Origin of the sequence: Indolivaga alginatilytica, from assembly GCF_003201355.1 — a bacterium.
In the GTDB taxonomy this organism is placed as follows: Bacteria; Bacteroidota; Bacteroidia; order Bacteroidales; family Dysgonomonadaceae; genus Dysgonomonas_A; species Dysgonomonas_A alginatilytica.
In genome coordinates this window covers 1-26,753 of the sequence record NZ_QICL01000020.1, presented here as the reverse complement: position 1 = coordinate 26,753, position 26,753 = coordinate 1, and the positions used below count along the sequence as shown (strand labels likewise).

The 26,753-nt window shown below is 37.5% G+C and carries 22 protein-coding genes; 15 read left to right on the top strand and 7 right to left on the bottom strand.

Features of this window, described 5'->3' with window-relative positions; all coding sequences use genetic code 11:
- Positions 1-457: 457 nt before the first annotated feature.
- The 6 genes from CLV62_RS14345 to CLV62_RS21540 all read left to right on the top strand — a co-directional run bounded on the left by CLV62_RS14345 (position 458) and on the right by CLV62_RS21540 (position 6,248).
- Complete coding sequence (locus CLV62_RS14345) at positions 458-1,831, top strand: aminopeptidase P family protein (protein WP_110311471.1); 1,374 nt, start codon at positions 458-460, stop codon at positions 1,829-1,831.
- On the top strand, positions 1,828-2,739 hold the full coding sequence (locus CLV62_RS14340; RefSeq protein WP_110311470.1) for a DMT family transporter: 912 nt from the start codon (positions 1,828-1,830) through the stop codon (positions 2,737-2,739). Before CLV62_RS14345 ends, CLV62_RS14340 begins: the two co-directional genes overlap by 4 nt.
- A 152-nt stretch (positions 2,740-2,891) precedes the next feature.
- The gene (locus CLV62_RS14335; RefSeq protein ID WP_170120060.1) at positions 2,892-3,563 is read left to right on the top strand and encodes a DUF1349 domain-containing protein; all 672 of its coding nucleotides are present in this window, start codon (positions 2,892-2,894) and stop codon (positions 3,561-3,563) included.
- Positions 3,564-3,753: 190 nt separating this feature from the next.
- Entirely contained in the window at positions 3,754-3,999 is a 246-nt protein-coding gene (locus CLV62_RS21545; protein WP_146212756.1) for a hypothetical protein, read from the top strand.
- 468 nt (positions 4,000-4,467) lie between these two features.
- Positions 4,468-5,760, top strand: a complete 1,293-nt coding sequence (locus CLV62_RS14330) for an Nramp family divalent metal transporter (RefSeq protein WP_110311468.1) — start codon at positions 4,468-4,470, stop codon at positions 5,758-5,760.
- Positions 5,761-5,990: 230 nt separating this feature from the next.
- On the top strand, positions 5,991-6,248 hold the full coding sequence (locus CLV62_RS21540) for a hypothetical protein (protein ID WP_146212755.1): 258 nt from the start codon (positions 5,991-5,993) through the stop codon (positions 6,246-6,248).
- 93 nt (positions 6,249-6,341) lie between these two features.
- Here the strand turns inward: CLV62_RS21540 and CLV62_RS14325 are convergent, their stop codons facing one another.
- From CLV62_RS14325 to CLV62_RS14305, 5 genes are all read right to left on the bottom strand, one after another.
- Positions 6,342-7,052: a LytR/AlgR family response regulator transcription factor gene (locus CLV62_RS14325; protein WP_110311467.1), complete on the bottom strand. Its 711-nt coding sequence runs from the start codon at positions 7,050-7,052 to the stop codon at positions 6,342-6,344.
- On the bottom strand, positions 7,049-8,164 hold the full coding sequence (locus CLV62_RS14320; RefSeq protein ID WP_110311466.1) for a sensor histidine kinase: 1,116 nt from the start codon (positions 8,162-8,164) through the stop codon (positions 7,049-7,051). Before CLV62_RS14320 ends, CLV62_RS14325 begins: the two co-directional genes overlap by 4 nt.
- Before the next feature lie 131 nt (positions 8,165-8,295).
- Positions 8,296-9,351, bottom strand: a complete 1,056-nt coding sequence (locus CLV62_RS14315; protein ID WP_110311465.1) for a sensor histidine kinase — start codon at positions 9,349-9,351, stop codon at positions 8,296-8,298.
- 141 nt (positions 9,352-9,492) lie between these two features.
- On the bottom strand, positions 9,493-11,838 hold the full coding sequence (locus CLV62_RS14310) for a TonB-dependent receptor (protein WP_110311464.1): 2,346 nt from the start codon (positions 11,836-11,838) through the stop codon (positions 9,493-9,495).
- Positions 11,839-11,860: 22 nt separating this feature from the next.
- Entirely contained in the window at positions 11,861-12,046 is a 186-nt protein-coding gene (locus tag CLV62_RS14305) for an HU family DNA-binding protein (RefSeq protein WP_110311463.1), read from the bottom strand.
- 195 nt (positions 12,047-12,241) lie between these two features.
- Here CLV62_RS14305 and CLV62_RS14300 point away from each other — a divergent pair, with 195 nt between their 5' ends.
- The 5 genes from CLV62_RS14300 to CLV62_RS14280 all read left to right on the top strand — a co-directional run bounded on the left by CLV62_RS14300 (position 12,242) and on the right by CLV62_RS14280 (position 21,093).
- Positions 12,242-12,763, top strand: a complete 522-nt coding sequence (locus CLV62_RS14300; protein WP_110311462.1) for a GNAT family N-acetyltransferase — start codon at positions 12,242-12,244, stop codon at positions 12,761-12,763.
- Between the two features lie 49 nt (positions 12,764-12,812).
- A complete protein-coding gene (locus tag CLV62_RS14295; RefSeq protein WP_110311461.1) occupies positions 12,813-14,429 on the top strand; it encodes a DUF6377 domain-containing protein in 1,617 nt (538 codons plus the stop codon).
- A 290-nt stretch (positions 14,430-14,719) separates the two neighbouring features.
- The gene (locus CLV62_RS14290) at positions 14,720-17,695 is read left to right on the top strand and encodes a SusC/RagA family TonB-linked outer membrane protein (RefSeq protein ID WP_394337209.1); all 2,976 of its coding nucleotides are present in this window, start codon (positions 14,720-14,722) and stop codon (positions 17,693-17,695) included.
- A gap of 43 nt (positions 17,696-17,738) precedes the next feature.
- Entirely contained in the window at positions 17,739-19,427 is a 1,689-nt protein-coding gene (locus CLV62_RS14285) for a RagB/SusD family nutrient uptake outer membrane protein (protein ID WP_110311459.1), read from the top strand.
- 364 nt (positions 19,428-19,791) lie between these two features.
- Complete coding sequence (locus CLV62_RS14280) at positions 19,792-21,093, top strand: histidine-type phosphatase (RefSeq protein ID WP_110311458.1); 1,302 nt, start codon at positions 19,792-19,794, stop codon at positions 21,091-21,093.
- A 74-nt stretch (positions 21,094-21,167) separates the two neighbouring features.
- Here the strand turns inward: CLV62_RS14280 and CLV62_RS14275 are convergent, their stop codons facing one another.
- Complete coding sequence (locus tag CLV62_RS14275; protein ID WP_110311457.1) at positions 21,168-21,794, bottom strand: porin family protein; 627 nt, start codon at positions 21,792-21,794, stop codon at positions 21,168-21,170.
- A 216-nt stretch (positions 21,795-22,010) separates the two neighbouring features.
- Complete coding sequence (locus CLV62_RS14270) at positions 22,011-23,318, bottom strand: aminopeptidase family protein P (protein WP_110311456.1); 1,308 nt, start codon at positions 23,316-23,318, stop codon at positions 22,011-22,013.
- 366 nt (positions 23,319-23,684) lie between these two features.
- Here CLV62_RS14270 and CLV62_RS14265 point away from each other — a divergent pair, with 366 nt between their 5' ends.
- From CLV62_RS14265 to CLV62_RS14250, 4 genes are all read left to right on the top strand, one after another.
- Positions 23,685-23,867 carry a hypothetical protein gene (locus CLV62_RS14265; protein ID WP_110311455.1) on the top strand — a complete coding sequence of 61 codons (183 nt, stop codon included), beginning with the start codon at positions 23,685-23,687 and terminating at the stop codon, positions 23,865-23,867.
- A 395-nt stretch (positions 23,868-24,262) separates the two neighbouring features.
- Positions 24,263-25,186 carry an IS1595 family transposase gene (locus CLV62_RS14260; protein WP_110311454.1) on the top strand — a complete coding sequence of 308 codons (924 nt, stop codon included), beginning with the start codon at positions 24,263-24,265 and terminating at the stop codon, positions 25,184-25,186.
- A gap of 304 nt (positions 25,187-25,490) precedes the next feature.
- Positions 25,491-26,021 (top strand): hypothetical protein, encoded by a 531-nt coding sequence (locus CLV62_RS14255; RefSeq protein ID WP_110311453.1) that lies wholly within the window; start codon positions 25,491-25,493, stop codon positions 26,019-26,021.
- Between the two features lie 10 nt (positions 26,022-26,031).
- The coding region (locus tag CLV62_RS14250) for a toxin-antitoxin system YwqK family antitoxin (protein ID WP_146212754.1) at positions 26,032-26,753 on the top strand (722 nt) is incomplete at its 3' end.

Below are 26,753 nucleotides of genomic sequence, written 5' to 3'. Positions count from 1 at the left end.
GTAATATACGCTCTTTTTTACTGACGCACCCTCTATCGAGGTTTGTCTTTCATTTTGCCTTGATGCAAAACGAAACAAAAGATCAAGACTGTGCCTCATTGCCCGACCCGATAGGTGCTCCGTGCAACCGCCAAGGTCGGAGAGCCTGACGGGCGTAAGCAAAGCCGGCGTTTACTTCGGGGGTGAGGTATCCGTTCAACGAAGCTGTCGTTAAGAATAAAATGTAAAGAGTCCGACAGGACGGCTTATTTTATTCCGACGGCAAGTTGTTAACGGATCACCACCGTAAGTGGTCGGCAAAGACTTTTTGGTTCCTTTTGCGGCTTTGGGCAAAAGGAACACAAGCAATCTGTGATTGCGCGTAGTATAAATAGCTTAAAAGAGCGTTTTATATAATCCAACAATTATAAAGATATAATACACTCAGGATGATTAATCGAAAATTAAAAGAAATACTATGTTTTCAAAAGAAACCTATATTAAACGCCGTAGCATATTAAAAGAAACAATCGGTTCGGGAGTTCTGTTATTTATCGGGAACGACGATTGCGGGATGAATTACGAGGATAACACATATCCTTTCAGGCAAGATTCCACATTTCTGTATTATTTCGGACTTTCCTACCCCAGATTAACAGCCATTATCAATATAGATGACGATAAGGAAATTATCTTCGGTGATGAGCTTACCATGGATGAAATTGTATGGATGGGAATACAGCCTTCACTAAAAGAAAAAAGCGAAAAAACAGGAATCTATTCAACCTTACCCTATAATTCGATACACGATTATTTATCGAAGGCGACCGATAAAGGGCAAAAAACACATTACCTGCCCCCATACAGAGCCGAACATGAAATAAAACTCATGAACTGGTTCGGCATAAAGCCATCTCGGCAAACGGCTTCTATCCCCTTTATACAGGGAGTTGTAAATCAGCGGATTTATAAATCGAAAGAAGAAATTGTCGAAATAGAGAAAGCATGTGATATTACCGCCGAAATGCATTTAGCTGCAATAAGATCGGTTCGAGTCGGCATGAAAGAATACGAGATTGCCGCAGCTCTTGAGGAGGTAGCCTATGCTTCGGGAGGAAGGCTTTCGTTTCCGACCATTGCCACAATAAACGGCGAAACACTACACAATCATTTTCACGGAAATACAATAAAAGAAGGAGACATGGTACTGATAGATGCCGGAGCCGAAACCCCAATGGGATATGCCGGAGATATGTCGTCTACAATACCTGCCGGAAAGAAATTCACATCCCGTCAGAAAGAGATATATGATATTCAGGTAGCCTCTCATACGGCATCCGTTGAGGCTTTACGTCCCCGAATTCCGTTCAGTGATGTATACGATCTTTCGGCTAAAGTTATTTGCGAAGGCCTTGCCTCTTTAGGCTTGATGAAAGGCAGTGCCGAAGATGCAGTCCGTGCAGGGGCCCACGCCTTGTTTTACCCTTGCGGTCTGGGGCATATGATGGGGCTCGATGTACATGATATGGAGAATCTGGGCGAAGTCTGGGTGGGTTATAACGGCAAGCCCAAAAGCACACAGTTCGGGCGGAAATCACTTCGTCTGGGACGGGAGCTTGAAGCAGGCTTTGTGCTCACAATCGAACCGGGAATCTATTTCATTCCCCAATTAATAGACCAATGGAGAGCCGAAAAGAAGTTCACCGAATTTATCGATTACGATAAAGTGGAGGCATACAAAAACTTCGGAGGCTTAAGAAACGAGGAAGACTATCTGATAACAGAAACAGGATCTCACAGGCTGGGCAAGAAAATTCCGTTGACTACTAACGAAGTCGAAGCTTTGAGATGACAAATTCCCAAGAGAACAACAAAGCCCTGCTATATACAACAATAGCAGTGTTAAGCTGGTCAACAGTGGCTACTATGTTTAAGATGGCGTTGCGTCATTTTTCTCATTTCGAAATGTTACTGGTCGCCAGTCTGACCGCTTTAATCATTTTCGGTATTGTTATGACCATTCAGAAGAAATGGACTGATCTCGGAAAAGTCCCTGCCCGACAATGGGAGTGGTTTGCCTTAGTCGGTCTCGTAAATCCCGTTGCTTATTATCTGGTTTTATTCAAGGCGTATGCCCTTCTGCCTGCGCAGATAGCACAGCCTATCAATTACTCATGGCCTATTATACTTTTGATTTTACTGGCAATATTTGCACACAAACCGATCCCGAAAGTCAAGTACGCAGGAATGTTCCTGTCTTTGAGCGGAGTAGCTCTTATCTCTTTGTTATCGGGGGGAATAGGCGGGCAGAGTTTACCTATGGCAGGGTTACTTTTAGCTCTGTTAAGTGCTTGCCTATGGGCTTTATACTGGATTATAAACAATCTGAATAAAGCGGTAGATGGTACAATTGCCCTTTTCCTCAGTTTCTTATTCGGCTCTGTTTATTTACTGATAGCGTCTGTTTTTGTAGGCATCAACCTGAGTTCGGCTCAGGGTTTATTATCCAGTATCTATGTGGGAATATTCGAGATGGGAATACCTTTTGTGTTTTTCGGCTTGGCTATCCGCAAAACGAATAATCCTGCTCTGATCAACCAAATGTGCTATCTTTCTCCTTTCCTTTCGCTATTCTTGATACATATCATCTTAGGAGAACAAATCTATTTCACGACCTATCTGGGGCTATTCCTCATTGTATTCGGGATTGTCTTTAATGAATATCTGGCGAAATATTTTTCGAAAGAAAGTAAAGTGTAAATTTAGCCCGATACTATTCCCATCTTAGAAGACTCATAATTAGTGAAATAAGACTTCTTAAGGATGGTAATAAATAATTTATTTTTACCTTTAATCGTTTAATGGCTTTTCTATGCTTTACAACTATATATAACACTCAATATCTGAATGCTATGAGAAAATTATTAATCCCGTTTATCTGTTTCTCCTGCTGTATACAACTGTGTATAGCTCAATCTGACCAGAAAAAAGTAGAGATAAGTTCTATCCCCAAAGAAATAAGCTGGGTCAATACTCCGCTTAACTGGAATGTGTCGGGTAATACGTTTACGCTCAATGCGGGAAAAGGCTCCCGTCTATTTGTTGATCCGCAAGGGTTATCCCGTGCCGATACTGCACCAATGGCTTTATTTACTCCCGACGAAACCTTCTTATTCAGTTGTAAGGTGTCGGTGAAGTTTAAATCGGTTTTTGATGCGGGGGTACTTATGATTTACGGAAATACAAACCAGTGGGCAAAACTATGCTTTGAATATTCACCTCAATACAAACCTATGGTTGTTACGGTAGTTAATAATGAGTTTTCGGACGACAGTAACAACGAAGTAATTCCAAAAGAAGAAGTATACCTGAGAATTGCAGGACTTGGAAACGGTGCTTATGCATTTCATTATTCCACAGACGGAAAATATTGGAATATGGCTCGTTATTTTTACCTCAATCCGGCAAGCAATCTGAAAATAGGATTTTTATCACAATCGCCTAAAGGAGAATCTTTTGAAAGCGTGTTTTCGGATATAAGTTATTCTGTAAAAAAACTGAATGATATAAGAAGCGGTGAGTAATAAATGCTCATTTAAGTTATTTATCCTACGCGCAATCAGAGATTGCTTGTGTTCCTTTTGCCCAAAGCCGCAAAAGGAACCAAAAAGTCTTTGCCGACCACTACGGGTGTGATCCGTTATCAACTTGCCGTCGGAATAAAATAAGCCGTCCTGTCGGACTCTTTACATTTTATTCTTATCGACTGCTTCGTTGAACGGATACCTCACCCCCGAAGTAAACGTCGGCTTTGCTTACGCCCGTCAGGCTCTCCGACCTTGTCTATTGCACGGGGCACCCGATGTGGGAGGAAAGCGTAAAAAACAAAAAGAAATCAAAGTCAAAGGTAATTTTTTGTTTTCGCTTTCGGATCACCTATCAAGGCCAAAGCAAAGAGGCACAGTCTTGATCTTTTGTTTCGTTTTGCATCAAGGCAAAATGAAAGACAAACCTCGATAGAGGTGCGTCAGTAAAAAATGAGCCTTTATTACCACCTATTCAACTACTGATTGGCATACGGGAATATATATAGACAAAAAAATCAAAAGAATACGATTACTAAAACATGGCAAAAAAGCGAAAAGTATCTTTAAGTATGGACTAGACAATATAGCACAATGGTTGTTAAACCCTTATTGTCAGATAAATACAAATCCTATAAAATTTTTGTCATGTACTTAGACTTTTGTCACCTTTTAAATCATTAATTACTGATAAACAACATATTAACAAAATCAGAAAAGTAACACTTTTTAGTCACCTTTGTTACTTTATCGATTACTTTTTGTGACTCTTGTCACCCTGTTGTGTAACTATTTTCTATTGGATTGAAGGTGGAGACGTGAGACATCAAAAAAAACAAACCCATAAATTTGAGATATACCCATTTATACTAACTTTGCTAAAATCGAGCTTCAAAACCACTATATGAAAAATTTTTGGCAGAAATTACGAAAAGACTATAAGAAGAAAGATCCCAAATTAAAGTCGGGAGCTTTTGAACTGTTAAAATACATAGGTCCCGGATTATTAGTTACGGTAGGCTTTATTGATCCCGGAAACTGGGCTTCCAACTTTGCGGCAGGGTCGGAATTCGGATATACTCTCTTATGGGTCGTAACACTATCCACTGTTATGTTGGTAATACTCCAGCACAATGTCGCTCACTTAGGCATTGTTACAGGATTATGTTTATCGGAAGCCGCCAACAAATACCTGTCTCGCCGAGCCTCACGGGTCACGCTATGGTCTGCTATCGGTGCATCTGTCTCCACATCACTTGCCGAAATACTGGGAGGAGCTATTGCCCTTCAGATGCTTTTTGATGTGCCTATAAAGATAGGCGCTATTCTGGTCACGATCTTTGTGGCTTGCATGATGTTCTCCAATTCATACAAGAAGATAGAACGGTATATCATTGCCTTTGTGTCTCTTATCGGATTATCATTTATATATGAACTTTTTCTGGTCGATATAGAATGGAAGGAAGCTGCTGTAGCATGGGTTACGCCTTCTATGCCCGAAGGGAGTATTCTTATTATTATGAGTGTATTGGGCGCAGTGGTTATGCCCCACAACCTTTTTCTACACTCGGAAGTTATTCAAAGCAGGGAATGGAACCTGAAAGATGATAAAGTCATTGAAAAGCAACTGAAATATGAGTTTTTCGACACCCTGTTCTCGATGGTTATCGGATGGGCAATCAATAGTGCCATGATTTTATTGGCTGCCTCCACATTCTTCAGAGAGGGATTGATTGTGGACGATTTACAACAAGCCAAAAGCCTCCTGGAACCATTATTAGGCACAAATGCCGCTGTTGTCTTTGCTATCGCTCTTTTATTTGCAGGTATATCGTCTTCCATGACTTCGGGAATTGCCGCAGGTTCTATTTTTGCAGGAATGTACGACGAACCTTATAATATCAAAGATATACATTCGCGCACAGGAGTCGCCATCTCTTTGGGAGTGGCTCTCCTGATTATATTCGTTATCAGCAATCCGTTTAAGGGGCTGATTATTTCTCAGGCAGTATTGAGCATGCAATTACCAATTACAGTATTTTTACAGGTACGCCTGACCTCATCCAAAGAGGTAATGGGAAAATATGCCAATAAGTCACGGACTAAATATATGCTCTATACAATAGCCGCTATTGTGACATTATTAAACTTATGGCTGCTTTACACTTTAGCAACAGGATGGGTGATAACCGACTAATTATTTATGGGAATCAGTAGTTGGATTGTCGCTAACAGATGTTCTTTTTTAATTTATTAATTTCCTACGCACAATCAAAGATTGCTTGTGTTCCTTTTGCCCAAAGCCGCAAAAGGAACCAAAAAGTCTTTGCCGACCACTTACGGTGGTGATCCGTTAGCAACTTGCTGTCGGAATAAAATAAGCCGTCCTGTCGGACTCTTTACATTTTATTCTTAACGACTGCTTCGTTGAACGGATTCCTCACCCCCGAAGTAAACGTCGGCTTTGCTTACGCCCGTCAGGCTTTCGACATTGGCGGTTGTACGGGGTACCCGATGTGGGAAGAAAGCGTAAAAAACAAAAAGAAATCAAAGTCGAAAGTATTTTTTTGTTTTCGCTTTCGGAGCACGTATCGAGGCCAAAGCAAAAGGCAGAGTCTTGATCTTTTGTTTCGTTTTGCATCAAGGCAAAATGAAAGACAAACCTCGATAGAGGTGCGTCAGTAAAAAATGAGCGTATATTACAGCCTATTCAACTACCGGTTCGATTTATTTACAAGAATATACAAAAATCGCCTGCAAAAAATGCAGGCGATTTTCTTATGTCCTTTTTGATACAAACTCTTCGAAGAATGAGTCTCTGTAAAAGCTGCCTATTGCAATTTCATATTTTTGAATAAATATATCATTGTTATCGAACGAATCGATGTGAGTGCTATTCACTATATATGATCTGTTTATCCTTAAGAAATTATTTTTCGGAAGCAGTTCGTGCATCGTTTTCAGGTTCATTCGGGTAATGATACGCTGTTCTGCCAATTGGATAATAACGTAATCTTTCAAACCCTCAATAAAAAGGATATCCTTTAGATTTACTTTAAAATATCGGCGATCTGATTTTACGAAAATATATTCATCTTCTACATTGCCTACACTTTTGTTTTCTTCCGACAATAAAAGGGTATGATACGAAATAGCCTTGTCCACCGCTTTTTTGAGCCTTTCGGGTTCTATTGGTTTTACGAGATAACCTATAGCTTCTACTTCGTAACTGTCCAAAGCATATTCGGAGTAAGCAGTCGTGAAGATAATCAGCGTATTTTTGGGTATGTTCCGCGCAAATTCTATTCCGTTTATGCCCGGCATCTGTATATCGAGAAAAACCAGATCGACCTGATTGCCCATCATAAACATAGAGGCTGCTTCTGCACTGTTAAAACTATCGAGTAACTCCAGTTCAGAGATTTGGTCTACTATTTTTTGTATCCCTTTTCGAGCTATCGGCTCGTCATCAACAATAATACATCTCATAATTTTAATTGTAAAGTGGCTGTATAAGTTGTTTCTGTTTCTTCTAATTCTAAGGAATAGTTATTCCCATACAATAAATCTAACCGCCTTCGGATATTTGCTAAACCTAATCCGCCAACTTTTCGCTGAATGGGTCTATCCGGCTTCGAGTTTTTACATTTAAATGTTAACTCATTGTCTTTTAATTCAAAAAAAAGATACACATACGATAGATTATTATTATCGGGATTGTGCTTAACGGCATTCTCCACAAAGGGGATGAACAATAATGGAGGCACTTCTATATGATCTAAATCTCCCTCTTGGGTAATGCTATATTCGAAGTGATCGCGGCGTGTCTTTTCTAAATCCAGAAAGCTGGTCAGGAATAGTATATCTTCTTTTAAATCGACCTTATCTCTCGTACTGTCATTGATCTGATAACGGAGCATACCATCGAGTTTTGTCAGTATCCGGGAAGCCATTTCTGGGTCTTCATCCACCATTATATTGGCGTTGTTCAGCATATTAAATAAGAAATGCGGATTTATCTGGCTCTTTAGAAAATTCAGTTCCGATTGCAAGGTTTCCGATTTCAGATCGCTGATACGTTGGTTGTTCATTATCCAGTATCTAAAAAGCATAAAGGCTGATACTCCGGCAATAAGAAGTGATGTTCCGAATATGGATGAAGTGATCCCGACTACAGCCGCTAAGATTAGTCCCGATTGATCTTCTTCCGCCGGATAAGCATTGGGATTAATCTCATTTTCTACAACATGTTCCCGGGCAATGCCGGGTGTACTATACAGAAACTCCTGCATCATCACAATTGCAATTAATGAAAATGTTACTAAACCGATGGCAGACAGAATGTATTGGGTGAATTTATTCTTTATCAGGAATTTTGGCACTAATACATAGATATTAAAGTATATCATCACCATAGTTGTACCCAGGTATATAATGGCTATACCGATGCGGCTACCTGTCCAGATAATCTTATCAGGCACATCCCACAATATATTCATTGCAACAGCTACAGAGGCGAGCAATAGAAATAAATGCCTGTAAATTCTGAATTGAGGCTTTAATAAAAAATCATTTAAAGTATCCTCTATCTTCTTTATCATTATATCTTCATATTTAAGTAATACAAAATATCTAATGCTATATTTTTAGTCGTAGGGGCAGACCTGTGTGTCAGCCCGATACAGATGGGTGAACACATAGATTCACCCCTACACCAGGACAATAAAAAGGTCTAAGACCTTAGTTTCAATCCGATCATTCCTTTCGAGGTCGTAAGATCGTAGTTGCTGTTGTACAACAAATTGAGCCTTTGTTTAATACCCGAAAATTCGGAATCATCTATCAGCATTTTGTTGTTGCTGAGGTCGTATGTGAAATAAACCGTATCGTCATCCGCCTTAAAGTGGAGGTGCATAAAAGATTCTATATCCAGAGTCTGTATCCGATTTATTGTGCTTTGTACAAAAGGAGTGAAAAGCATAGGAGAAACAAATACCCTGTGTACATCTCCCTGCGAAGATATAGAGTAGTCAAACTTATCGAAATACAATTTTTCGAGATCGAGATAATTGGTCAGGAAGGTGATTTCGGAACTCAGCAACACTTTGTCCCTGCTGCAATCATAGAGCTGATATCTCAACAGATGGCTTAATTTCAACAGCATATCCGATGCTAACTTCGGATCGGTCTTGGTTAATGTACTCGCCCTGTTTAAAATATTGAACAGGAATTGAGGATTGATCTGGTCTTTTAGCTGTTCGACCTCCGATTGCATCTGCTCATTTCGAAGTTGGTTCACAACCTGTTCGTTTTCCATCCAGTATTTTAGCAAAACGACCATCGAACCTCCCGAGATACACAACATATTGATTGTGAAGTTGGATATACCATCGAGTAATGTTACATAATTGAGGTACGAACTCCGTACATGAGGTATATCTAACAGGGTATATGCGATGTATTCCTGAGCGTTAATAGCTATAACAAGCAGCAAAACCAAAGCCGATAATGCAGTAATATATGAAACGTATTTTTTCTTTAAAAGCAATTTTGGTACCAGCACATACAGATTAAAGTAAACAATAACTATATATGCGACCGTGGTAATGAATGCCAGTAAGTATAGTTTAGATCCTAATGCTTTCAAACTGGGCTGATACGTAATATATGTTTGATTAAAGCATATGACAACCAATACAAAGAAAATCAGTAGTACATGTCTAAATATTCTATACTTGGAATCGGTAAGAAAGCTATACAGGAATGTTGTTTTTATTGATTCTGACATATACTGTTGATTTTATCTTCGAAATTAGTCTTTTTATGTTTTACTTGCATTTAAGTAATGTAAAATATTTATTGCTAGATCTTATCACTATAACAATCTCTGGTTGTTATGCCCAGCCAAAGCAATAGAAAGGTCTTAGACTTAGAACTCCAATTTATAGCTGATATTGGGTATCGATGTTGCTTGTCGGTGAGGTTCTATTTCTCCTGTTTTCAGATTGTACTGATGCCCGAAATACTCCTTGAATCCTGTTGTATTAAGCGATTTGATAGCAAATTCGTGTGTAACCTTTTTCTTATTCATTCTAAAGTTGATCGTTGCATTTGTTACGAACATAGGTGAAAACTGTTTCGAAAAAGCTCTGGTTTCGTCATATTGGGTTTCTTTATCAGGACGGTTTAATGTTGCTTCAACATCCACAGGCGAGTAACGTTCGCCGCCTTGCAGCGTAAATTTCAGGTTAGCACCGAAGGTATTTTGTCTGTTATTTCCCATAGTCCACTCTTTACCTACCAAAACATTAAAAGCAAAGTTGCGATTAAATCTTGTATTGTGCCAAACTCCGTCTCCACCTTTGTATCTGGAGTCAAATATCGATCCTGTTACCATATAATACAGTCCTTTATCCAAATATCTTTCCAATGTAATGTCAATACCGTAATTACGGCCTTTACCTTTGTTTACAAGAGCATCCTCTACATAGAATGTGCTGCGGTTAAGTACCGAGAAAGAACTGTCAGCCATTACAGGTACATCATATAAGTATTGGACATACGGTTCAATTTTAAGATTTACATTCTCTGAGATGTTATAATTGAAGGTCAGCATAAGATGATGAGCTTTCGTGAAATCGAGATCCCGATTGACAGGCTTACCTTGCGACCCTGCTGTTTTTACATAAAACACATCCATTTTCTCCATGCGGCTATGTAGTCCATATGCTAATGCAAATGAGGTTTTAGTGCTTGTCTGCCATTTTATACCCAGACGAGGTTCTATCGTAAAATGATTATTCAAAGTAAGTAACTGACCGTTTACACCCAGATTTAAAGTAACCTTATCGCTAAGCCCTATCGAAGAACTGGTATATCCCGAAATGAGATTAGTATTACCGTCTCCCTGCGAAATAGTCTCAAGAGGCTGGTCTCTGTAAGGAGCAAGAGCGAGATCCATATTATAATACATTTTGGTGAATGTAAAACCTGTTTTGTTGGTATGTTTAGCATTGAATTTACGATTCAACGAGGTTGAAAAAATCAGATTGGTATAGCGATTTTTTAAAGCCAGATTTGGGGTCGAATTAAGTTCTCTGTCATATACATCTTCATGGGCATCGTTGCTCGAATAAGTTGTAGCCAATGTGGTCTTCAATTGTGCATTGTTATTGAATAAATAACGGTGGGTTACTCCGGCAGCCAGCATATATTGTTTTGCTCTCGCTTTTTTATTGTCATCGATAAACTCCCATTTCTCAGGGTTCTTCTCAAGATCATCCGAATAGTTGTCTATTAAACCCGTTCCCCAAACCGAAAATGTGCCCGCTTTCTTTGTCGGAAAATTCATTTTGAAATTCAAATCCTGATAATCCAGATTGCCTGCCAGCTTTAATAAACTTGTTGTAGAATAACGGTAATTGAATATATAAGACGAATTGTGTTTTTTACTGATAGGACCTTCTGAGGCTGCATCTATACCTAATATGCCCACTTGGAAAGTATTCTGTCTTTTCTGATTATTACCGTTTCGCAATTTCATATCGAATACACCCGATACGGCATTACCGTATTCGGCAGGGAAAGCTCCTGTGAAGAAATCCGAATTCCCCAGAACATTACTGCTTAATGAGGACAATATACCTCCACCCAATGTCGAAATATCTGCAAAGTGGTTTGGGTTGGGTATTTCCACGTCTTCCAACTTCCACTGCAATAAATGCGGAGCGTTACCATGTACCGATATACCATTGTTCGATACACTCGATACCACTCCGGCAAAAGAACTCACCAAACGGGCAGGGTCGTCCATTCCGCCTGCAAATCGGCTGGCTTCCTCCACGCTCAACATACGGGCTCCTGTTGTAGCCATATTATTAAGAGGTGCGTTTTTATTGGTTTGCGCATGAACAACCACTTCACCCAACTCATTTATGTTTTCGGTCAATGGGATTTCAATAAAAACTTCTTTGGCAGAAGTCACCAGTATTTCACGGAAAATATTCGATTCGTAACCTACGGACGTTGCCTGAAGGTTGTGCCTTCCTAAAGGAACATTCTTTAGCGTAAATTGTCCGTTATCGTCTGTAGTTGCGCCGATTTCGGGCAAGTCCAAGAGACCGATAGAAACATAGGATAGGGGAGCAGATGAATTTTTATCAACAACAACACCTCTGATCGTCTGAGTGAGTTGGTTATTGCCTTTCTGTGCGAATGCTCCTATTGAAATCAGGAATAAGGATAGTATGATTATTAGTTTAGTTTTGTAGTACATAATATTTAATTTTTTAAGATTCTTATTTATTGTCTTTTTTGCTTTTTATGAAACTCGTCATACTATATGTTTTATAAAAAGCTCCGCTTATACAGTCCGATAATCTTTCGCTTAATACTACTTCGAAAGCATTCAGAACCTTTCTGCAATCATTTTCATTTACACCCGATTTATCAGAAACTTTCAAAATCACTTCTGCCTTATTCATTTTATTTAATTTTTGATTTATTATTTACGATTCTGATACGAAAGTAGGGCTTGAGAGAAAGGGAAATCTAAAGAATATACAGAGTACCCTTTTTTGTATACGTAATAGTGTTTTTTGTATACATAGATTTTGGATAAGCTTATAATCTATGATCGGAATGTAGTATATTCGCTTCTCCTTATTAAAAGTCGAGACATGGTTATTGAAAAAGCTATACCGAAAGATATAGATGAACTGGAAGCTCTGTATAATGATTTGAATGATTATCTGGAAGCAAATGTTAACTATCCGGGGTGGATCAAGCATATCTATCCTGTTCGTGAAACTGCAATAGAAGGAATTAAAGAAGATAATTTATTTGTACTAAGAACGGATGGCATTATTGCAGGGAGCGTTATCTTAAATAACGAACCCGAAAAAGCCTATGATGAAGTGGAGTGGGGAATTGAAGCTGGTTATGATGAGATTATCGTAGTACATACTTTGGTTATCAACCCAAAGTGTATGCAGAAAGGGGTAGCTTTGGAACTAATGAACTATGCTCAAAAATATGCAGTTAAGCAAAATATGAAATCGATACGGTTAGATGTCTCAGTGAATAATGTTCCGGCTATTGCATTGTATGAAAAGCTCGGGTATAAGTATATCGGTACTGTTGATCTGGGGTTAAATTACGATCATCTCAAATGGTTCAGGCTATACGAAAAGTTATTATAGTTATATTTGAATGAACAACAAACAGGTCTGAGACCTTAAATAAATATAGATGAAAAACATACTGCTTTTATTCTTTTTATTTTTGAATGTATGCGTGTTTGCTTCTAATAAGGTAGATTCGTTATTGAAAGTGCTGGACGTTACTATAAAGCAACGCTCTCAATACGAACAGATAAGAGAATTGCGAATAGATAGTCTAAACATAGAATTAAATAAAATAAACGATCCGGAGGAGCGCTTTGGCCTTTATTACAAACTGCTCAGAGAATACCGTAGCTACAATATGGACTCTGCTTTATGGATCGCTAATGAAAGACTGGAAATTGCGCAAAAGTTAAATAAGAAAGAGCACATTTCTACTGCTAATATGAATGTTGCGGAGATATTGGGTATAATGGGCATGTACAAAGAATCTCTGGATATTATAGACCAGATAGACGGGCAGAAGTTAGACGATAGACAAAGGGCGTACTATTTTCACCTGTATCACTCAATATATACGCTGATGTCCGAAAACTCGTTTTCGAAAAAGGAAAAAACACACTATGAGAATCTCCTGAGTCAATATAAAGATTCACTCCTGTTAGTAAACGATCCGAAATCATTAGGATATGCTCTTGTTTGGAATGGAAAATTAGTGGAAAAAGGCAAATATGAGGAAGCACTGGCACTGATGAGCGAGTGTTATCAGAAATACGGCGAAGACCAATCGCTGGTTGGAACTATAGCATATGGACTATCGGATGTTTATAGAAGAATGGGCGATCATGAGCAGGAAAAGAAATATTTGATAATCTCAGCGATAGGAGATCAGAGAAAGGCTGTCAAAGGATATATAGCACTGCGTAAATTAGCTATCCTGCTTTATCAGGAAGGTGATGTCGACAGGGCATATAACTACATTAAATGTGCGATGGAAGATGCTATTTTCTGTAAAGCACGCTTCAGAACGCTTGAGATATCGCAGACGTTACCTATTATTGTAGCTGCATATGACAAGAAAGTGAAGCAGGAAAAGGAGAATTTGATAAAATACCTGTTTCTTATTTCTATTCTTTCCCTCGTTTTGGTAATCAGTGTCTTCTATATCTATAAACAGATGAAGAAATTATCTGCCGCCCGAAAATCGATAAATGAGATGTATGAAGATGTGAAGCGTATGAACGGCGATTTGAATGAGCTTAATAAAAAGCTGTCCGAATCTAATTTAGTGAAAGAAGAATACATCGGCTCGGTATTTAACCTTTGCTCAACATATATAGACAAGATGGAAGCTTACAGAATAGACATAAACCGTAAGTTAAAATCGGGTCAAATAGCAGAAGCTACCAAGATGACAAATTCTACGTCACTTGTTTCTGATGAACTAAAAGAGTTCTTCCGCAATTTTGATGCAATTTTCTTAAATATATATCCCAATTTTGTAGAAGAATTTAACTCTTTACTGTTGGAGAACGAGCAGATACTACCTAAAGCAGGCGATATTCTGACTCCCGAACTTCGGGTTTTTGCTCTGGTGCGACTTGGTATAGCAGACAGTAGCAAGATTGCAAGTTTCTTACATTACTCTCCTCAGACTGTATACAATTATCGGCTTAAAGTACACAATAAGCTAGTTGTCTCAAAGGACGAATTTGCAATTGCAATTCAGCAGATTGGTAAATAATAGCTAAATATATTATACCCATAGGATAAAAATAATCTACTTTCTTTTATTTTAACAGATAGTGCAATCGTCTATATAATAGGTGATTGCATTTTGTTTGAGTAGCATCTTACCTACTTATAGCTTCTACTATGCCGTACAGATACATAAAAGGTGTAATAGATTTGTGTTTCGTTAACTCACGAATCTTAAAAGCACTAATTCTTTATTCTAAAAAGATCTGATACCGTTCGAAGATTTAAGAGAAACCGAAAAAAACTAATAACCAGAAATCTGTTAATCTAACCATGATGAAAGAAAAGTCGATTAAACAAAACAAAAAAAGAACGAGGGAAATACTCTTACTATTATTAGTAGGAATATTCACGTTTTCTACTTCATTAGCCCAGAATTCGGGAACAATCCATGTTTCAGGAACTGTGAAGGATAATAAATCCGGAGAAACAGTAATCGGAGCAAGTGTAATGGTAAAGGGAAGTTCTACAGGAACTGTCACCGATTTTGATGGAAAATTCCAATTATCTGCACCGGCAGATGGAACTTTGGTAGTCTCGTATATAGGCTATACAACAAAAGAAGTAGCTGTTGGCAATAAAACAAATCTCTCTATCGTTCTCGATGAAGACTCAGAATTATTGAGCGAAGTAGTCGTTATTGGTTACGGACAGGTAAGGAAAGGTGATGCAACAGGTGCACTAACGTCCGTAAAACCCAATGAACTGAACAAAGGTCTTCAGATAACTGCACAAGATGCTCTTATAGGTCGTGTGGCAGGTGTAAATATCGTACCCGGAGACGGCGCCCCCGGCAGTGGCGGAACTATCCGTATCCGTATGGGAGCATCATTATCAGCCAATCAAGATCCTTTGATTGTAATTGATGGAGTTCCTGTGAATAATACTTCTATCAGTTTTATAAATCCGAACGATATCGAAACATTTACAGTGCTTAAAGATGCATCGGCTACAGCGATCTACGGGTCACGTGCCTCTAACGGTGTAATTATTATTACAACTAAAAAAGGAGGTCTTGGAGGAAGCTCTAAACCTCAGATTAATTATAGCTCAAATTTCTCTATAAGCAAAATACCCGAGTATTATGAAGTGTTGTCTGCCGAAGAATACCGCAATGTATATAGCAATGGAACTATAAAGTTACCCGAAGGAGAGAGTTTTACATTAGGAACAGCCTCTACAGACTGGCAAAAGGAGATTTACAGAGCTGCTTTTGGTACCGAGCATAACCTTTCGGTAGGAGGTACAACCAAACAAGTTCCGTATCGTGTATCGATAGGATACCTGAGTCAGGACGGTGTGTTGCATGCCAATAATTACAAACGTTTTAATGGAGGTCTTGGCTTGTCTCCAAAACTTTTCGATAAACATTTGTCGTTGGATATCAATGTGAAGGGAAGTATGGAACGCGAAAACCCTGTTTCGACAGGTGTAGTAGGCGGTGCTATCTCATTTGATCCTACCCGCCCTGTATACGAAAGTTATCCCGGCAATGTGGGGCTCGGATATTATATGTGGATGGACAATAATGGAAAACCCAGAAGCCAGGGAGCAGCCAATCCTGTAGCTGAGCTCAAACTCAGTGATAAATTGCATACTACATACCGTACGCTGGGTAACGTAGCCGCCGATTATAAAATTCATGGCTTTGAAGACTTGCACCTGAATCTGAATCTGGGTTATGACATACGCCGGAAGAAAGAAGAAGAAACCATACCCGATTTGGCACCCTCTATGTATATATCGAACAGAAATGACGGAAGAGGTAAATTTCATTCGGAGGACTACAGAAACTCCAATTATGTGCTTTCAGCATTTGCTAACTATATAAAAGACATAAGTCCCAAGCACAACATCAATGCTATGGCAGGTTATGAGTGGCAACGCTTTTGGTATAGTAACAATCCGAAAGATGTTGTAAAAGATGTAGTGGATACCTCTATATCCGATGAAGATGTATTATACCTGATTTCGTTTTTCGGGCGTCTCAATTATTCGTTCAACCAAAAATTATTGGTGACAGCTACTTTCCGTGCAGATGGCTCGTCCCGCTTTTCACCGGACAATCGTTGGGGATATTTTCCTTCATTGGCTTTAGCGTATCGTTTGACTGAAGAAAAATTTATCAGGGATATAAAGCCTCTGTCTGATTTAAAACTTCGTGTGAGCTACGGGCAAACCGGTCAGCAAGACATAAGCGGGTATCACCCTTATTTACCACTTTATACAATATCATCTAATGCCGCCCAATATCCATTTGGAGACCAGTGGTTATATATGTACCGCCCTAATGGATATGATCCGCATATCAAATGGGAGACTACAAGTACGTACAATATAGGTCTCGATTACGGGTTTCTTAACAACCGTATCTATGGTAGTATAGATGCATATAAACGCTATACCAAAGATTTGCTGAACGATATTTATGTTCCGGGAGGAAGTAACTTCACCAATAAACTGAACACCAATGTCGGCGATATGGAAGGACAAGGACTTGAGCTTGCCATAAGTGCTATACCTGTGAAAACCAAAGATTGGGAATGGACTATCAGTGGAAATTTTACCTACGGAAAGTCTAAAATTACCAAACTTACCACTATTGACACAGAAGGCAGTTACGTAAAAACAGGAGGTGTCGACAGAAACGATCTTCAGATTCATAAAGTTGGCGAAACGCCCAATACCTTCTTCTTGCTTAAACAGGCATATGATGACAATGGTAAACCGTTGGAAGGACAATATATAGCAAAAGACGGGTCTGTAACTACCGTACAAAGTGATGATAATAAGTATATAACCGATAAAAGTTCAAGAGTTCCTTATTTCTACGGACTATCTACACATTTGACATACAAAAAATGGGATTTCGGTATAAACGGGCATGGTAGCTTTGGTAATTATGTATTTAACTATCAGGAAGCAAAACAGTCTTTAACCCGTCTCTATGGTGATGGAATGTCAGGTAATATATCAAAGACAGCATTGGAAAGAGGTTTTGCTAAAGAGCAGTATTTCTCTGATTATTTTCTTGAAAGTGCAGCATTCTTTAAATTTGATAATATAACATTAGGCTATACCTTCAACAAACTATGGAATTCATCAAGCTCGTTGCGTATGGCATTCAGTGCACAGAATATAGCTATAATAACCAATTATTCGGGATCTGATCCTGAGATATATAAGGGGATTGATAACAATATTTACCAACGCCCGAGAACTTATACTTTATCATTTAACTTAAATTTTTAAGGTCTTAGACCTACTTTACTAAATAATTGCGGAGGAAACATTTATGAAAATAATAAATTCACTAAAATATATAGCGACAGTTGTCATTCTGGGAATACTATTCTCCTCGTGCCTTGACGACTTGAATACAGAACCCCTTAATAAGAAACAACTTCTGAATATAAACGTATACAAAACAGCCGATGGTTATCGGGGAGTACTGGCCAAATGTTACGGTTCGTTGATATTAAATGGACAGGATGGCCCCGATAAAGACGGCGATGTTGGCGGTATGGATACCGGATATAGCGGATACACACGGTCTTTGTTTTACTTGCAGGAATGTTCTACTGACGAAATAGTACTTCATTCGGGTAGCTCACAAGGTAGCTGGGACCTTTTGTTTATGAACTGGAACCAATCGACTAAGATTATCAGTTATTCATACTATCGTCTTTATATGACTATCAACTACTGTAATGAGTTCTTGCGTGAGTCGACAGACGGTAACTTGAAAAACAGGGGATTATATGATGAATTGAAAGACGAGATGCCGTATTATCGCGCTGAAGCACGTTTTATCCGTGCATATTGTTACAGTATGATTTGTGATCTTTACGGATCGGGACCGTTTGTAGACGAAACGATGGCCATAGGAACTATTCCCAATCAAGTAACACGTGAATATATTTACAACTATGTTGTTTCGGAAACAGAGGCGTTGACCACTGAAATGAGACCTGTCGGGACAAATCAATACGGACGTGTTGATCAGGCTGCAGCATGGTTTTTATTATCCCGTGTATATCTGAATGCCGAGGCATGGGTAGGAAAGAATGAATATGAAAAAGCATACCAATACTCAAAAAAGATTATCGACAGTAATACATACCCTTTAGCTTCCGATTACCGTCATATTTTCCTTGCCGATAACAATACATGTAAAGAAATTATATGGAATCTGCCGCAAGATGGCGTAAATACAATTAACAGTGCTGGTACAAATTTTATTCTCAAGGCATTGAGTAATGGTGATATGAATAAATATATAGGGCTTTCTTCTTCTTGGGGGAATGCTCGTGTAAAATCTCAGTTAGTGGATATGTTTGATCCGGCAGACCAGACCTTCGATATCAATGATACTTGGGGCGATAATAAGAAAGACAAAAGAGCTCAGTTTTATACCCCTAAACATACCAAAGATACATGGATCGTTGGAAGTAATTTTCAGGCAACGAAATTTGAGAACGGATATGCTTGCATAAAATGGCGTAATATGACCAAAGATCGTAAGGTGCTGGAAGAAGGAGGTACAACTTATAGTTCTATCGATTATCCGATGTTTCGTACTGCAGATGCTTACCTGATGGCGGCCGAAGCAATTCTGAGGGGAGCGAATGCCAGCCGTTCACAGGCTTTGGATTATGTGAATGAGATCAGAGACAGAGCTTACATGTCGGGAGCATACGGTAATGGAGTATCGGGAAGAATAAATGACAGTCAACTGACTCTTGATTTCATCCTGGACGAACGTGCACGCGAATTGCATACCGAACTTGTACGCCGTACCGATCTGGTTCGCTTTAATAGGTTTACCAAAGGATACAACTGGGATTGGAAAGGAAGTGATGGAGCAGTAGGAAATTATCAGGGTAAAGATGTAAATGATAAGTATAACCTTTTCCCTATTCCTCAGGATGAGTTTACGGTGAATCCATATCTGACTCAAAATCCCGACTATGCAAATAAGTAAATGAAAGTATTTTAAGAATATACTTTCTATTCATAACTACCGATTGCTTTTTGCTTACCAAAGCAATAAAAAGGTCTGGGATATTAAATAGGAAAATGTAATACAAGATAAAAACACGACATCCTTTTTTTAAGGGCGCGTGATGCGTCCTTTTCATGTGACGAAAGCTGCCTTGATTTTTGAGGCAGCTTTTAGTAACAGCTTTTGGGGATGATCGGTTTTTTAATAAAAAGAGACTGGAATTTTAAATAAAGCAACTAACTGTGAGTATATTTAATATAATATCTGCACCTCTAAAAGGTAATTATATTTATGCTTGCAAATTAATAAACAGGTCTGTGACCTTACTCCTAAAATATAAATAATGAAAAGATTAAATCAGAAGAGTGGCTATTTCCTTTTTTTCCTTTTGTTTCTCAACATTTGCTCTGTATCGGCACAAACGACAAAAGAGGAGATATTCGAAACACCCGAAAAAACAGGTAGTGTATATTATGCCTATCCATCAGACGAAATAGTGGCTCAGACTCCTGTACCTAAAGGATACGAACCTTTTTATATAAGCCATTACGGTCGTCATGGTTCTCGTTATCTTATAAGCGATCAGGATTATAAATGGGTACTTGATCTTCTTGAAGAGGCATATAAAAAAGATGCTCTTACTCCATTGGGTATAGATGCATACAATCGTTTGTCTAAGGTTTGGATAGAAGCTGAAGGACATGGAGGAGATCTTTCTCCTTTGGGAGTACGTCAGCAAAGAGGCATTGCCGAACGTATGTATAAATCGTTTCCTCAAGTATTCACCGATAATGTTAAGATGTCTGCTCGCTCGACAATTATTATTCGCTGCGTTCTTAGTATGGATGCCTTTAGCGAGCGTCTGAAAGAATTTAATCCTACATTGGATATTGAGCGCGAATCGAGTAATAAATATATGAAGTACATGAATTTCCATACAGAGGAAGCTCTATCTTTCAGAGCCAAGGATGGCGGAATCTGGCGTGAGGAGTACCGTAAATTTGAAGAAAGCCATACAAATCCACAACGGTTGGTATCTTCTTTATTTTCCGATAATACATTTATTACCAAAAGGGTTAATCCTTTTTCTTTTATGTGGGCTTTGTATTGGATTGCAAGTGATATGCAGAATATGGAAACCGACATTTCTTTTTATGACTTGTTCGAAAAACAGGAACTTTTTGACCTTTGGCAATGCGTAAACTACCGACACTATGTATGTGATGCAACTTCGGCACAAAACGGAGGTATAATGATGGGCAATGCCAAACCACTTCTTCGGAATATACTCGATAGTGCCAATGAGGTTATTAATTCAGAAGGAAAAGGAGCAACCTTTCGTTTCGGGCACGATGGTAATCTGATGCCTTTGGCTGCCCTTTTGCATTTACAGGATTGTTATGCAAGTGTATCTGAGCCTTCGGAATTTTATAAAGCATGGAGCGATTTCAAAATTGTACCGATGGCAGGAAATGCTCAGATCATATTCTTTAAAAAGAAAAACTCAGATGATATACTTGTGAAATTTCTCCTTCACGAGAAAGAGACTCTTATCCCTCCGGTAAAAAGCGATATATTACCATATTATCACTGGAAGGATGTGGAAGCTTTTTATCTGTCGTTGTTAGATTTGGATACAAAATAAGTAAACACAATCAAATAACATAAAAGAAGTAAGCGAGTTTTTCTCGCTTACTTCTTTTATTGCTTAAAACCTTATTAGAAGAAATAGCCTGCTGATAGACTCAGGTTACCTGTTTTCATCTTGCCCTTTTCAGATCCGCTGATATCATTCATTCCTATTTGGTTACCAAGACTTATTACGAATTTGTTTACTTCGATACCTACGCCGATTCCTACACCATAATCAAAGCGTTTCATATTCGAATCCTTGGTATATAATTCATTATCTACTGCTTTACCGTCTACCTTACCTGCTACTTTGCCATATATATTGTAGCCGATATAAGGACCTCCATATACAAACACCTTACTGTTCGATTTACCCATATTAAAAGATGCTTTCAAATTAATTGGCAATTGCAGTGTGTTTAAAGTAATATGCCCGTCTTTCATCCCAAAAGAATTATCTTTCTTTAAGCTTGCACCATGATTAAGATACATTAATTCGGGTTGAATAGAGAATATCTCAGACAAAGAATATTCCATCACACCTCCAAAATGATAACCGAATCTCCCGTTATATTGATCTGAATTGAAACCTTCATTGCTTCCACTTGTATATAAGAAAGACAGATTTCCTCCGGCTTTAATTCCATAACGGATTTGAGCGCTAACAGTTGCAACAAAACACAGAACGATTGATAATAAAATAAGCTTTTTCATAACGGTTGTTTTATTTTTAATTTATATTTTCTGATTATTTATACTGCGAAGATATAGCCTATCTGCACACTGTTTTTTGATAAGAGACAGAATGGCTTTATTTGTATACCAAGCCCGTTATTTTATATATCAATCTTATACACCTTACTCTAAAAATCAAAAAAAAGCAGGCAGTTACATTTATTGTAACTGCCTGCTTTTTTTTGTTGGTTTGGTTTATAAAGGATAGGTTCTGCTACGCAACCATTGCTCTTCTTCTCTACTCAATAATGGGGACAGACGTTCATAAACTGTTTTGTGATAGTTGTTGAGCCATGTAATCTCTTCGTCTGATAGCATTTCTTTAATAATAGGAATAGTATCTATAGGGCATAACGAAATAGTTTCGAATGCGTAAAACTTTCCGAATTCTGTCGATAGATGCTCTTTGGTAAGCATCAGGTTTTCTATACGTACTCCATATTTATTATCACGGTATATGCCCGGCTCATTTGACGTAATCATTCCAACATGTATTGGTATCGGATTCTCTTCGAGGCGAATACTGTGTGGTCCTTCGTGTACATTCAGATAATGACCGATGCCATGACCTGTTCCATGTAAAAAGTTGATACCGTTTTCCCACATTGCTTTTCGTGCCAGAATGTCGATCTGGGAGCCACGTGTTCCTTCGGGAAATACAGCAGATACCAAACCTATATGTCCTTTTAAGACTAGCGTATAATCTTTTTTCATCTCATTGCTTATACGACCAACAGCAACGGTGCGGGTAATATCGGTAGTCCCATCCAGATATTGTGCACCCGAATCAATCAGAAGAAAACCTTCGGGTTTGACTTCTAGACAAGTATCAGGGTGGGGGTGATAGTGGTTTATTGCTCCATTAGCAGCGTATCCGGCAATAGTGCCAAAGCTTTCTCCGGCAAAGTTAGTTTGTTGGCTGCGGTATTCAACTAATTTTGTCCCGATGTTATATTCTGTAACTTCACCTTTGGGAACAGCTTTTTCGAGCCACATGAAAAATTTGACAAGAGCAACACCGTCACGTTTCATGGCTTCTTTAAAACCGTTTATCTCGGTTTCATTCTTAATGCTTTTCATTAAATCGGCAGGAGACAGAATATCTAGAATCCTATTCTCTAGCGGAATTGCATTGTAAAGGCTTAGAGTTGTTTTACTACTATCAAGACATACGGAGGTTTTTATTTTGGAAGTAAAATCATATATATTATCATAACCCAAGATCGTAATACCTTCCGAAGCCAGATACTCTTGTATTTCGTTAGACAGCTTTTCAGGGTTAATAAATAACACAGTCTCCTTTCTCGAAATATAAGCATAAGCAACTGCGACAGGATTATATATGACATCATTTCCTCTGATATTAAATATCCACGCAATAGTGTCAAGCGTGCTTACTAATAAAGATTCAGCTCCAGCTTTTTCTATATTCTCTATGATCCGAGATACCTTACTCTTGGCTGATTCTCCAGTAAATAGTTCGGATAAAATAAATATCCCCATCTATATACATTGATGCACTAAACTAATACATAAACATTAATTCCATAAAAGGTATTATATCATATAAGGATTAGATAAACAATCCACCTATTTCGTAGATAGGTGGATTTTACTAACATTTAGGCAACTATAAATTGAAGCGATTCAATAATTATAGTTTCAATTAATAACTTAAGTTCTGGTTTTTCTTCTAGGCAGATTAGCAACCAGATTACTTGTTCATAGATTTTTAGAACATAACCCATCTATATACATTGATGCACCTTAATTATTCTGAAAAGTTATCTATAAAAATTAGTAGCTATAAATTTGTCATACTATGTCATTATCATATCTTTGTTGACTTAATATTTAAAGTATACAATAATGGAAAATACAAATTTTAAGAAAGGTGATATCGTTAAATCTAAATTAGCTAACCGTACTATGGTAGTTGTAGGGGATGTAGATGAAGACAATTATGTTGAGTGCATGTGGCATGATGCAAATGAAAATATATTCAAAGAATTTCCTGTTTGCTCTCTTGAATATGCTAAAACTCAATTATAACATACTTTATTTATAACGATTATTGCCTTGATAATCTTTAAAAATTTTACGGTATATTCTTATTCCTAAGAAATATACCTTTACTTCTTTAATGTCAGTAGACTGTCTATAAACTACTTTTGTAATCATAATTTTATTCTTTAATTAGTATTTAATCTATTTACTTCAATATTTCCTTGATTGCTCAGTCAAGGTAACTTCTTCATGCCTAAATATTTGACAATTTTTAAGTTTAATTAATAGTACACTATTTTCGGCCACATGTTCATTTTAAGTATCTGATATTTAATCAGTTAAAATATTTTGATTATATTTATATAATCTTATTAAACATAATAAAATGAACAAAAGATTGCCATATCTGTATTATCCCATTTTTAACGAAACAGGGTAATATGAAACCAAAGTCACTTTTAGACCTACTAAGGAATTTACATGATCGAAAATCATGTAGGGAGTTCCTAGAAGGACTTAGGTGGCAAGGCATTCCGAAGTGTCCACACTGTAATTGTCAATCTGAAAAGCATTATAAACTAAAGAACAGAGGTGAATTTAACGGTCTATATAAATGTAGAGAGTGTAAGACAAGGTTTACTGTAACAATAGGTACTATGTTTGAGGGTAGTAATGTTCCCTTAGAAAAATGGTTCTATGCAATATATGTATTTCTATCACATAAGAAAGGCATAAGTAGCATTCAATTATCTAAAGACATCGGAGTTACTCAAAAGACAGCTTGGTTTATGCTTACTAAAATAAGACATAATCTTAATGAAACAGATAGATTTATAGCTAACAAATTTGACAGTGAAGTACAAATAGATGAAACCTATGTAGGTGGAAAACCTAAAGGGCGTATTTGGCAAAATCAAGGACGAAGTCTTAAACAAAAGACTCCAGTGGTTGGCATACTATCACATGATAGAGTATATACACTTGTTGTTCCTAATACAAGTGGTAGAACACTGAAAACGATAATTTATAGTCTAATTAAACCTGGCACTACTATTGTAACAGATGGATGGAAAGGTTATCATGGAATATCACCTGAATACGTACATCAAGTAGTATATCATAAAAAAGGCAGCTATAAAAACAAAGAAGGCTTTCATACTAATGGAATTGAAGGCTTTTGGTCTCATTTAAAACGAGGACTAATAGGTATTTACCATTCCGTTAGTCCTAAATATTTACAATTCTATTGCAATGAGTTTACATATAGGTATAATACGCTAAATCTTCTTGATGGAGAACGATTTATACAGTTTATAACATCAATTCATAAGCGATTAAAATACCATGATTTAGCATATGCATAAGTTCAATTTTAATAAAGTTTAGTATATTTGTAATGTCCTTTTGGACAACATAATTATAGGAAGCGTTTAGTGCTTTTTCTCGATGATGAATCTGGACAATTCAATCCGTATGAGGAAATAGTGAAAAATGTTCTCCTTTGGTTTGCGTGTGTATAACTACATATAACGACCAAAGGCGTGAGCTGTTTTTCTTATATTCATACGGGGTCGTCCAGAACCTATCATTGATATAAGTCTAATAGTCTCACGCCTTTCCTTTGTATATAACTTTTCTTTGGGACTGAGAAAGCAAATCTAATTTATTATGGGATTTTTAGACAGTGTACAAAATGCATTTGGCAAGAAAACAGGAAACGCAATTGGTAACAGTTTGTATGGCAGACATGCAGATGACAATAGAATTGGTATTAGAGAAGACACAAATAGAAGCCAATCTGTAAACCAGATTAGAGTTGATTATGTTGCTATTGAAAAGGAAAAACGAAAAACATTAGCATATGAACAGAACTCTAAATTATTAGACAGTATTATAAGTATTGAATTTAGTGCTGATAACAAAAATGCTGTAATTAAAGAATTAACAACATTGTCAACCTGCGTAGATTTATGGCTTAAGGAATCAAATAAGAATCTAAGTGTCGCTAAATCGAAATTTGATACAGGATTAGCTATACTAAGTACTATAGACCCTAAAAGTCCAATGATAGACTATTTTACGAATAAAAAGAGTGATTGGGCTGTATTCGAGGAAAAACGAAGAAAGCGAATATTTTGGCTTGCTGGTTCTGCTATAATTATTACAACCTTATGTTTCGTATTAGCCAAGTTTTTGTAATTATATGCATATGAAACTAAAACTTACTGTAAGCGTAATCTGTCTATTTATGCTTTCACTGCAATTATTCGCTCAACGTACCATTACTAAACGACTATGCCCATCATGTAGACCATATGCACAGTATCAAGTAAATGCTAATGGGGATTATAATGGGTTTTTCACGTCATGGGATAGACATGGTAGATTAGCTGGTACATTAAACTATCAACATGGCCAATTGCATGGAATGTGCGTGACATATTTCGAAAATGGTTCAATCAATGAACAAGCTGAATATTATCAAGGTACGCAAATTAGCTTGAAAATATATGCATACGAAGATGGCAAACGTAAATTAGTACGAAATGCAACTTGGGATAGGTCAGGAAATATAATAACTGATGGTGATAATGCTGGCAAACTGCCTAATGGTAGATGGCGTTTTAATTATCCAAGATATGGTGATTACTCTGAAACATATAATGGCAATGATACACTTTATATCTGGGATGATAGAGCTAAACAAAGATTCTTAGGTAAATACTTAGATGGCACACGTGTATATACTAAAGAAGAGACTATGATTATGAAAGAACAAGCAATACAAGATTCTATATCATATGTCATGGAACTTGAAGAGGAAGAAAGACTATATTTAATAGAAGAAGCGAAGGAACAAGCTACACAAGATTCAATTAAACAAGTTAAAATAAAGTACAATAATTTAGTAGACTCAATTATTGATACTAA

What these genes read in the sequence shown, in the direction of transcription:
- CLV62_RS14345 (WP_110311471.1), top strand. Translation starts at nt 458, where the DNA reads ATGTTTTCAAAAGAAACCTATATTAAACGCCGTAGCATATTAAAAGAA.
- CLV62_RS14340 (WP_110311470.1), top strand. Translation starts at nt 1,828, where the DNA reads ATGACAAATTCCCAAGAGAACAACAAAGCCCTGCTATATACAACAATA.
- CLV62_RS14335 (WP_170120060.1), top strand. Translation starts at nt 2,892, where the DNA reads ATGAGAAAATTATTAATCCCGTTTATCTGTTTCTCCTGCTGTATACAA.
- CLV62_RS14330 (WP_110311468.1), top strand. Translation starts at nt 4,468, where the DNA reads ATGAAAAATTTTTGGCAGAAATTACGAAAAGACTATAAGAAGAAAGAT.
- CLV62_RS14325 (WP_110311467.1), bottom strand. Translation starts at nt 7,052, where the DNA reads ATGAGATGTATTATTGTTGATGACGAGCCGATAGCTCGAAAAGGGATA.
- CLV62_RS14320 (WP_110311466.1), bottom strand. Translation starts at nt 8,164, where the DNA reads ATGATAAAGAAGATAGAGGATACTTTAAATGATTTTTTATTAAAGCCT.
- CLV62_RS14315 (WP_110311465.1), bottom strand. Translation starts at nt 9,351, where the DNA reads ATGTCAGAATCAATAAAAACAACATTCCTGTATAGCTTTCTTACCGAT.
- CLV62_RS14310 (WP_110311464.1), bottom strand. Translation starts at nt 11,838, where the DNA reads ATGTACTACAAAACTAAACTAATAATCATACTATCCTTATTCCTGATT.
- CLV62_RS14305 (WP_110311463.1), bottom strand. Translation starts at nt 12,046, where the DNA reads ATGAATAAGGCAGAAGTGATTTTGAAAGTTTCTGATAAATCGGGTGTA.
- CLV62_RS14300 (WP_110311462.1), top strand. Translation starts at nt 12,242, where the DNA reads ATGGTTATTGAAAAAGCTATACCGAAAGATATAGATGAACTGGAAGCT.
- CLV62_RS14295 (WP_110311461.1), top strand. Translation starts at nt 12,813, where the DNA reads ATGAAAAACATACTGCTTTTATTCTTTTTATTTTTGAATGTATGCGTG.
- CLV62_RS14290 (WP_394337209.1), top strand. Translation starts at nt 14,720, where the DNA reads ATGAAAGAAAAGTCGATTAAACAAAACAAAAAAAGAACGAGGGAAATA.
- CLV62_RS14285 (WP_110311459.1), top strand. Translation starts at nt 17,739, where the DNA reads ATGAAAATAATAAATTCACTAAAATATATAGCGACAGTTGTCATTCTG.
- CLV62_RS14280 (WP_110311458.1), top strand. Translation starts at nt 19,792, where the DNA reads ATGAAAAGATTAAATCAGAAGAGTGGCTATTTCCTTTTTTTCCTTTTG.
- CLV62_RS14275 (WP_110311457.1), bottom strand. Translation starts at nt 21,794, where the DNA reads ATGAAAAAGCTTATTTTATTATCAATCGTTCTGTGTTTTGTTGCAACT.
- CLV62_RS14270 (WP_110311456.1), bottom strand. Translation starts at nt 23,318, where the DNA reads ATGGGGATATTTATTTTATCCGAACTATTTACTGGAGAATCAGCCAAG.
- CLV62_RS14265 (WP_110311455.1), top strand. Translation starts at nt 23,685, where the DNA reads ATGGAAAATACAAATTTTAAGAAAGGTGATATCGTTAAATCTAAATTA.
- CLV62_RS14260 (WP_110311454.1), top strand. Translation starts at nt 24,263, where the DNA reads ATGAAACCAAAGTCACTTTTAGACCTACTAAGGAATTTACATGATCGA.
- CLV62_RS14255 (WP_110311453.1), top strand. Translation starts at nt 25,491, where the DNA reads ATGGGATTTTTAGACAGTGTACAAAATGCATTTGGCAAGAAAACAGGA.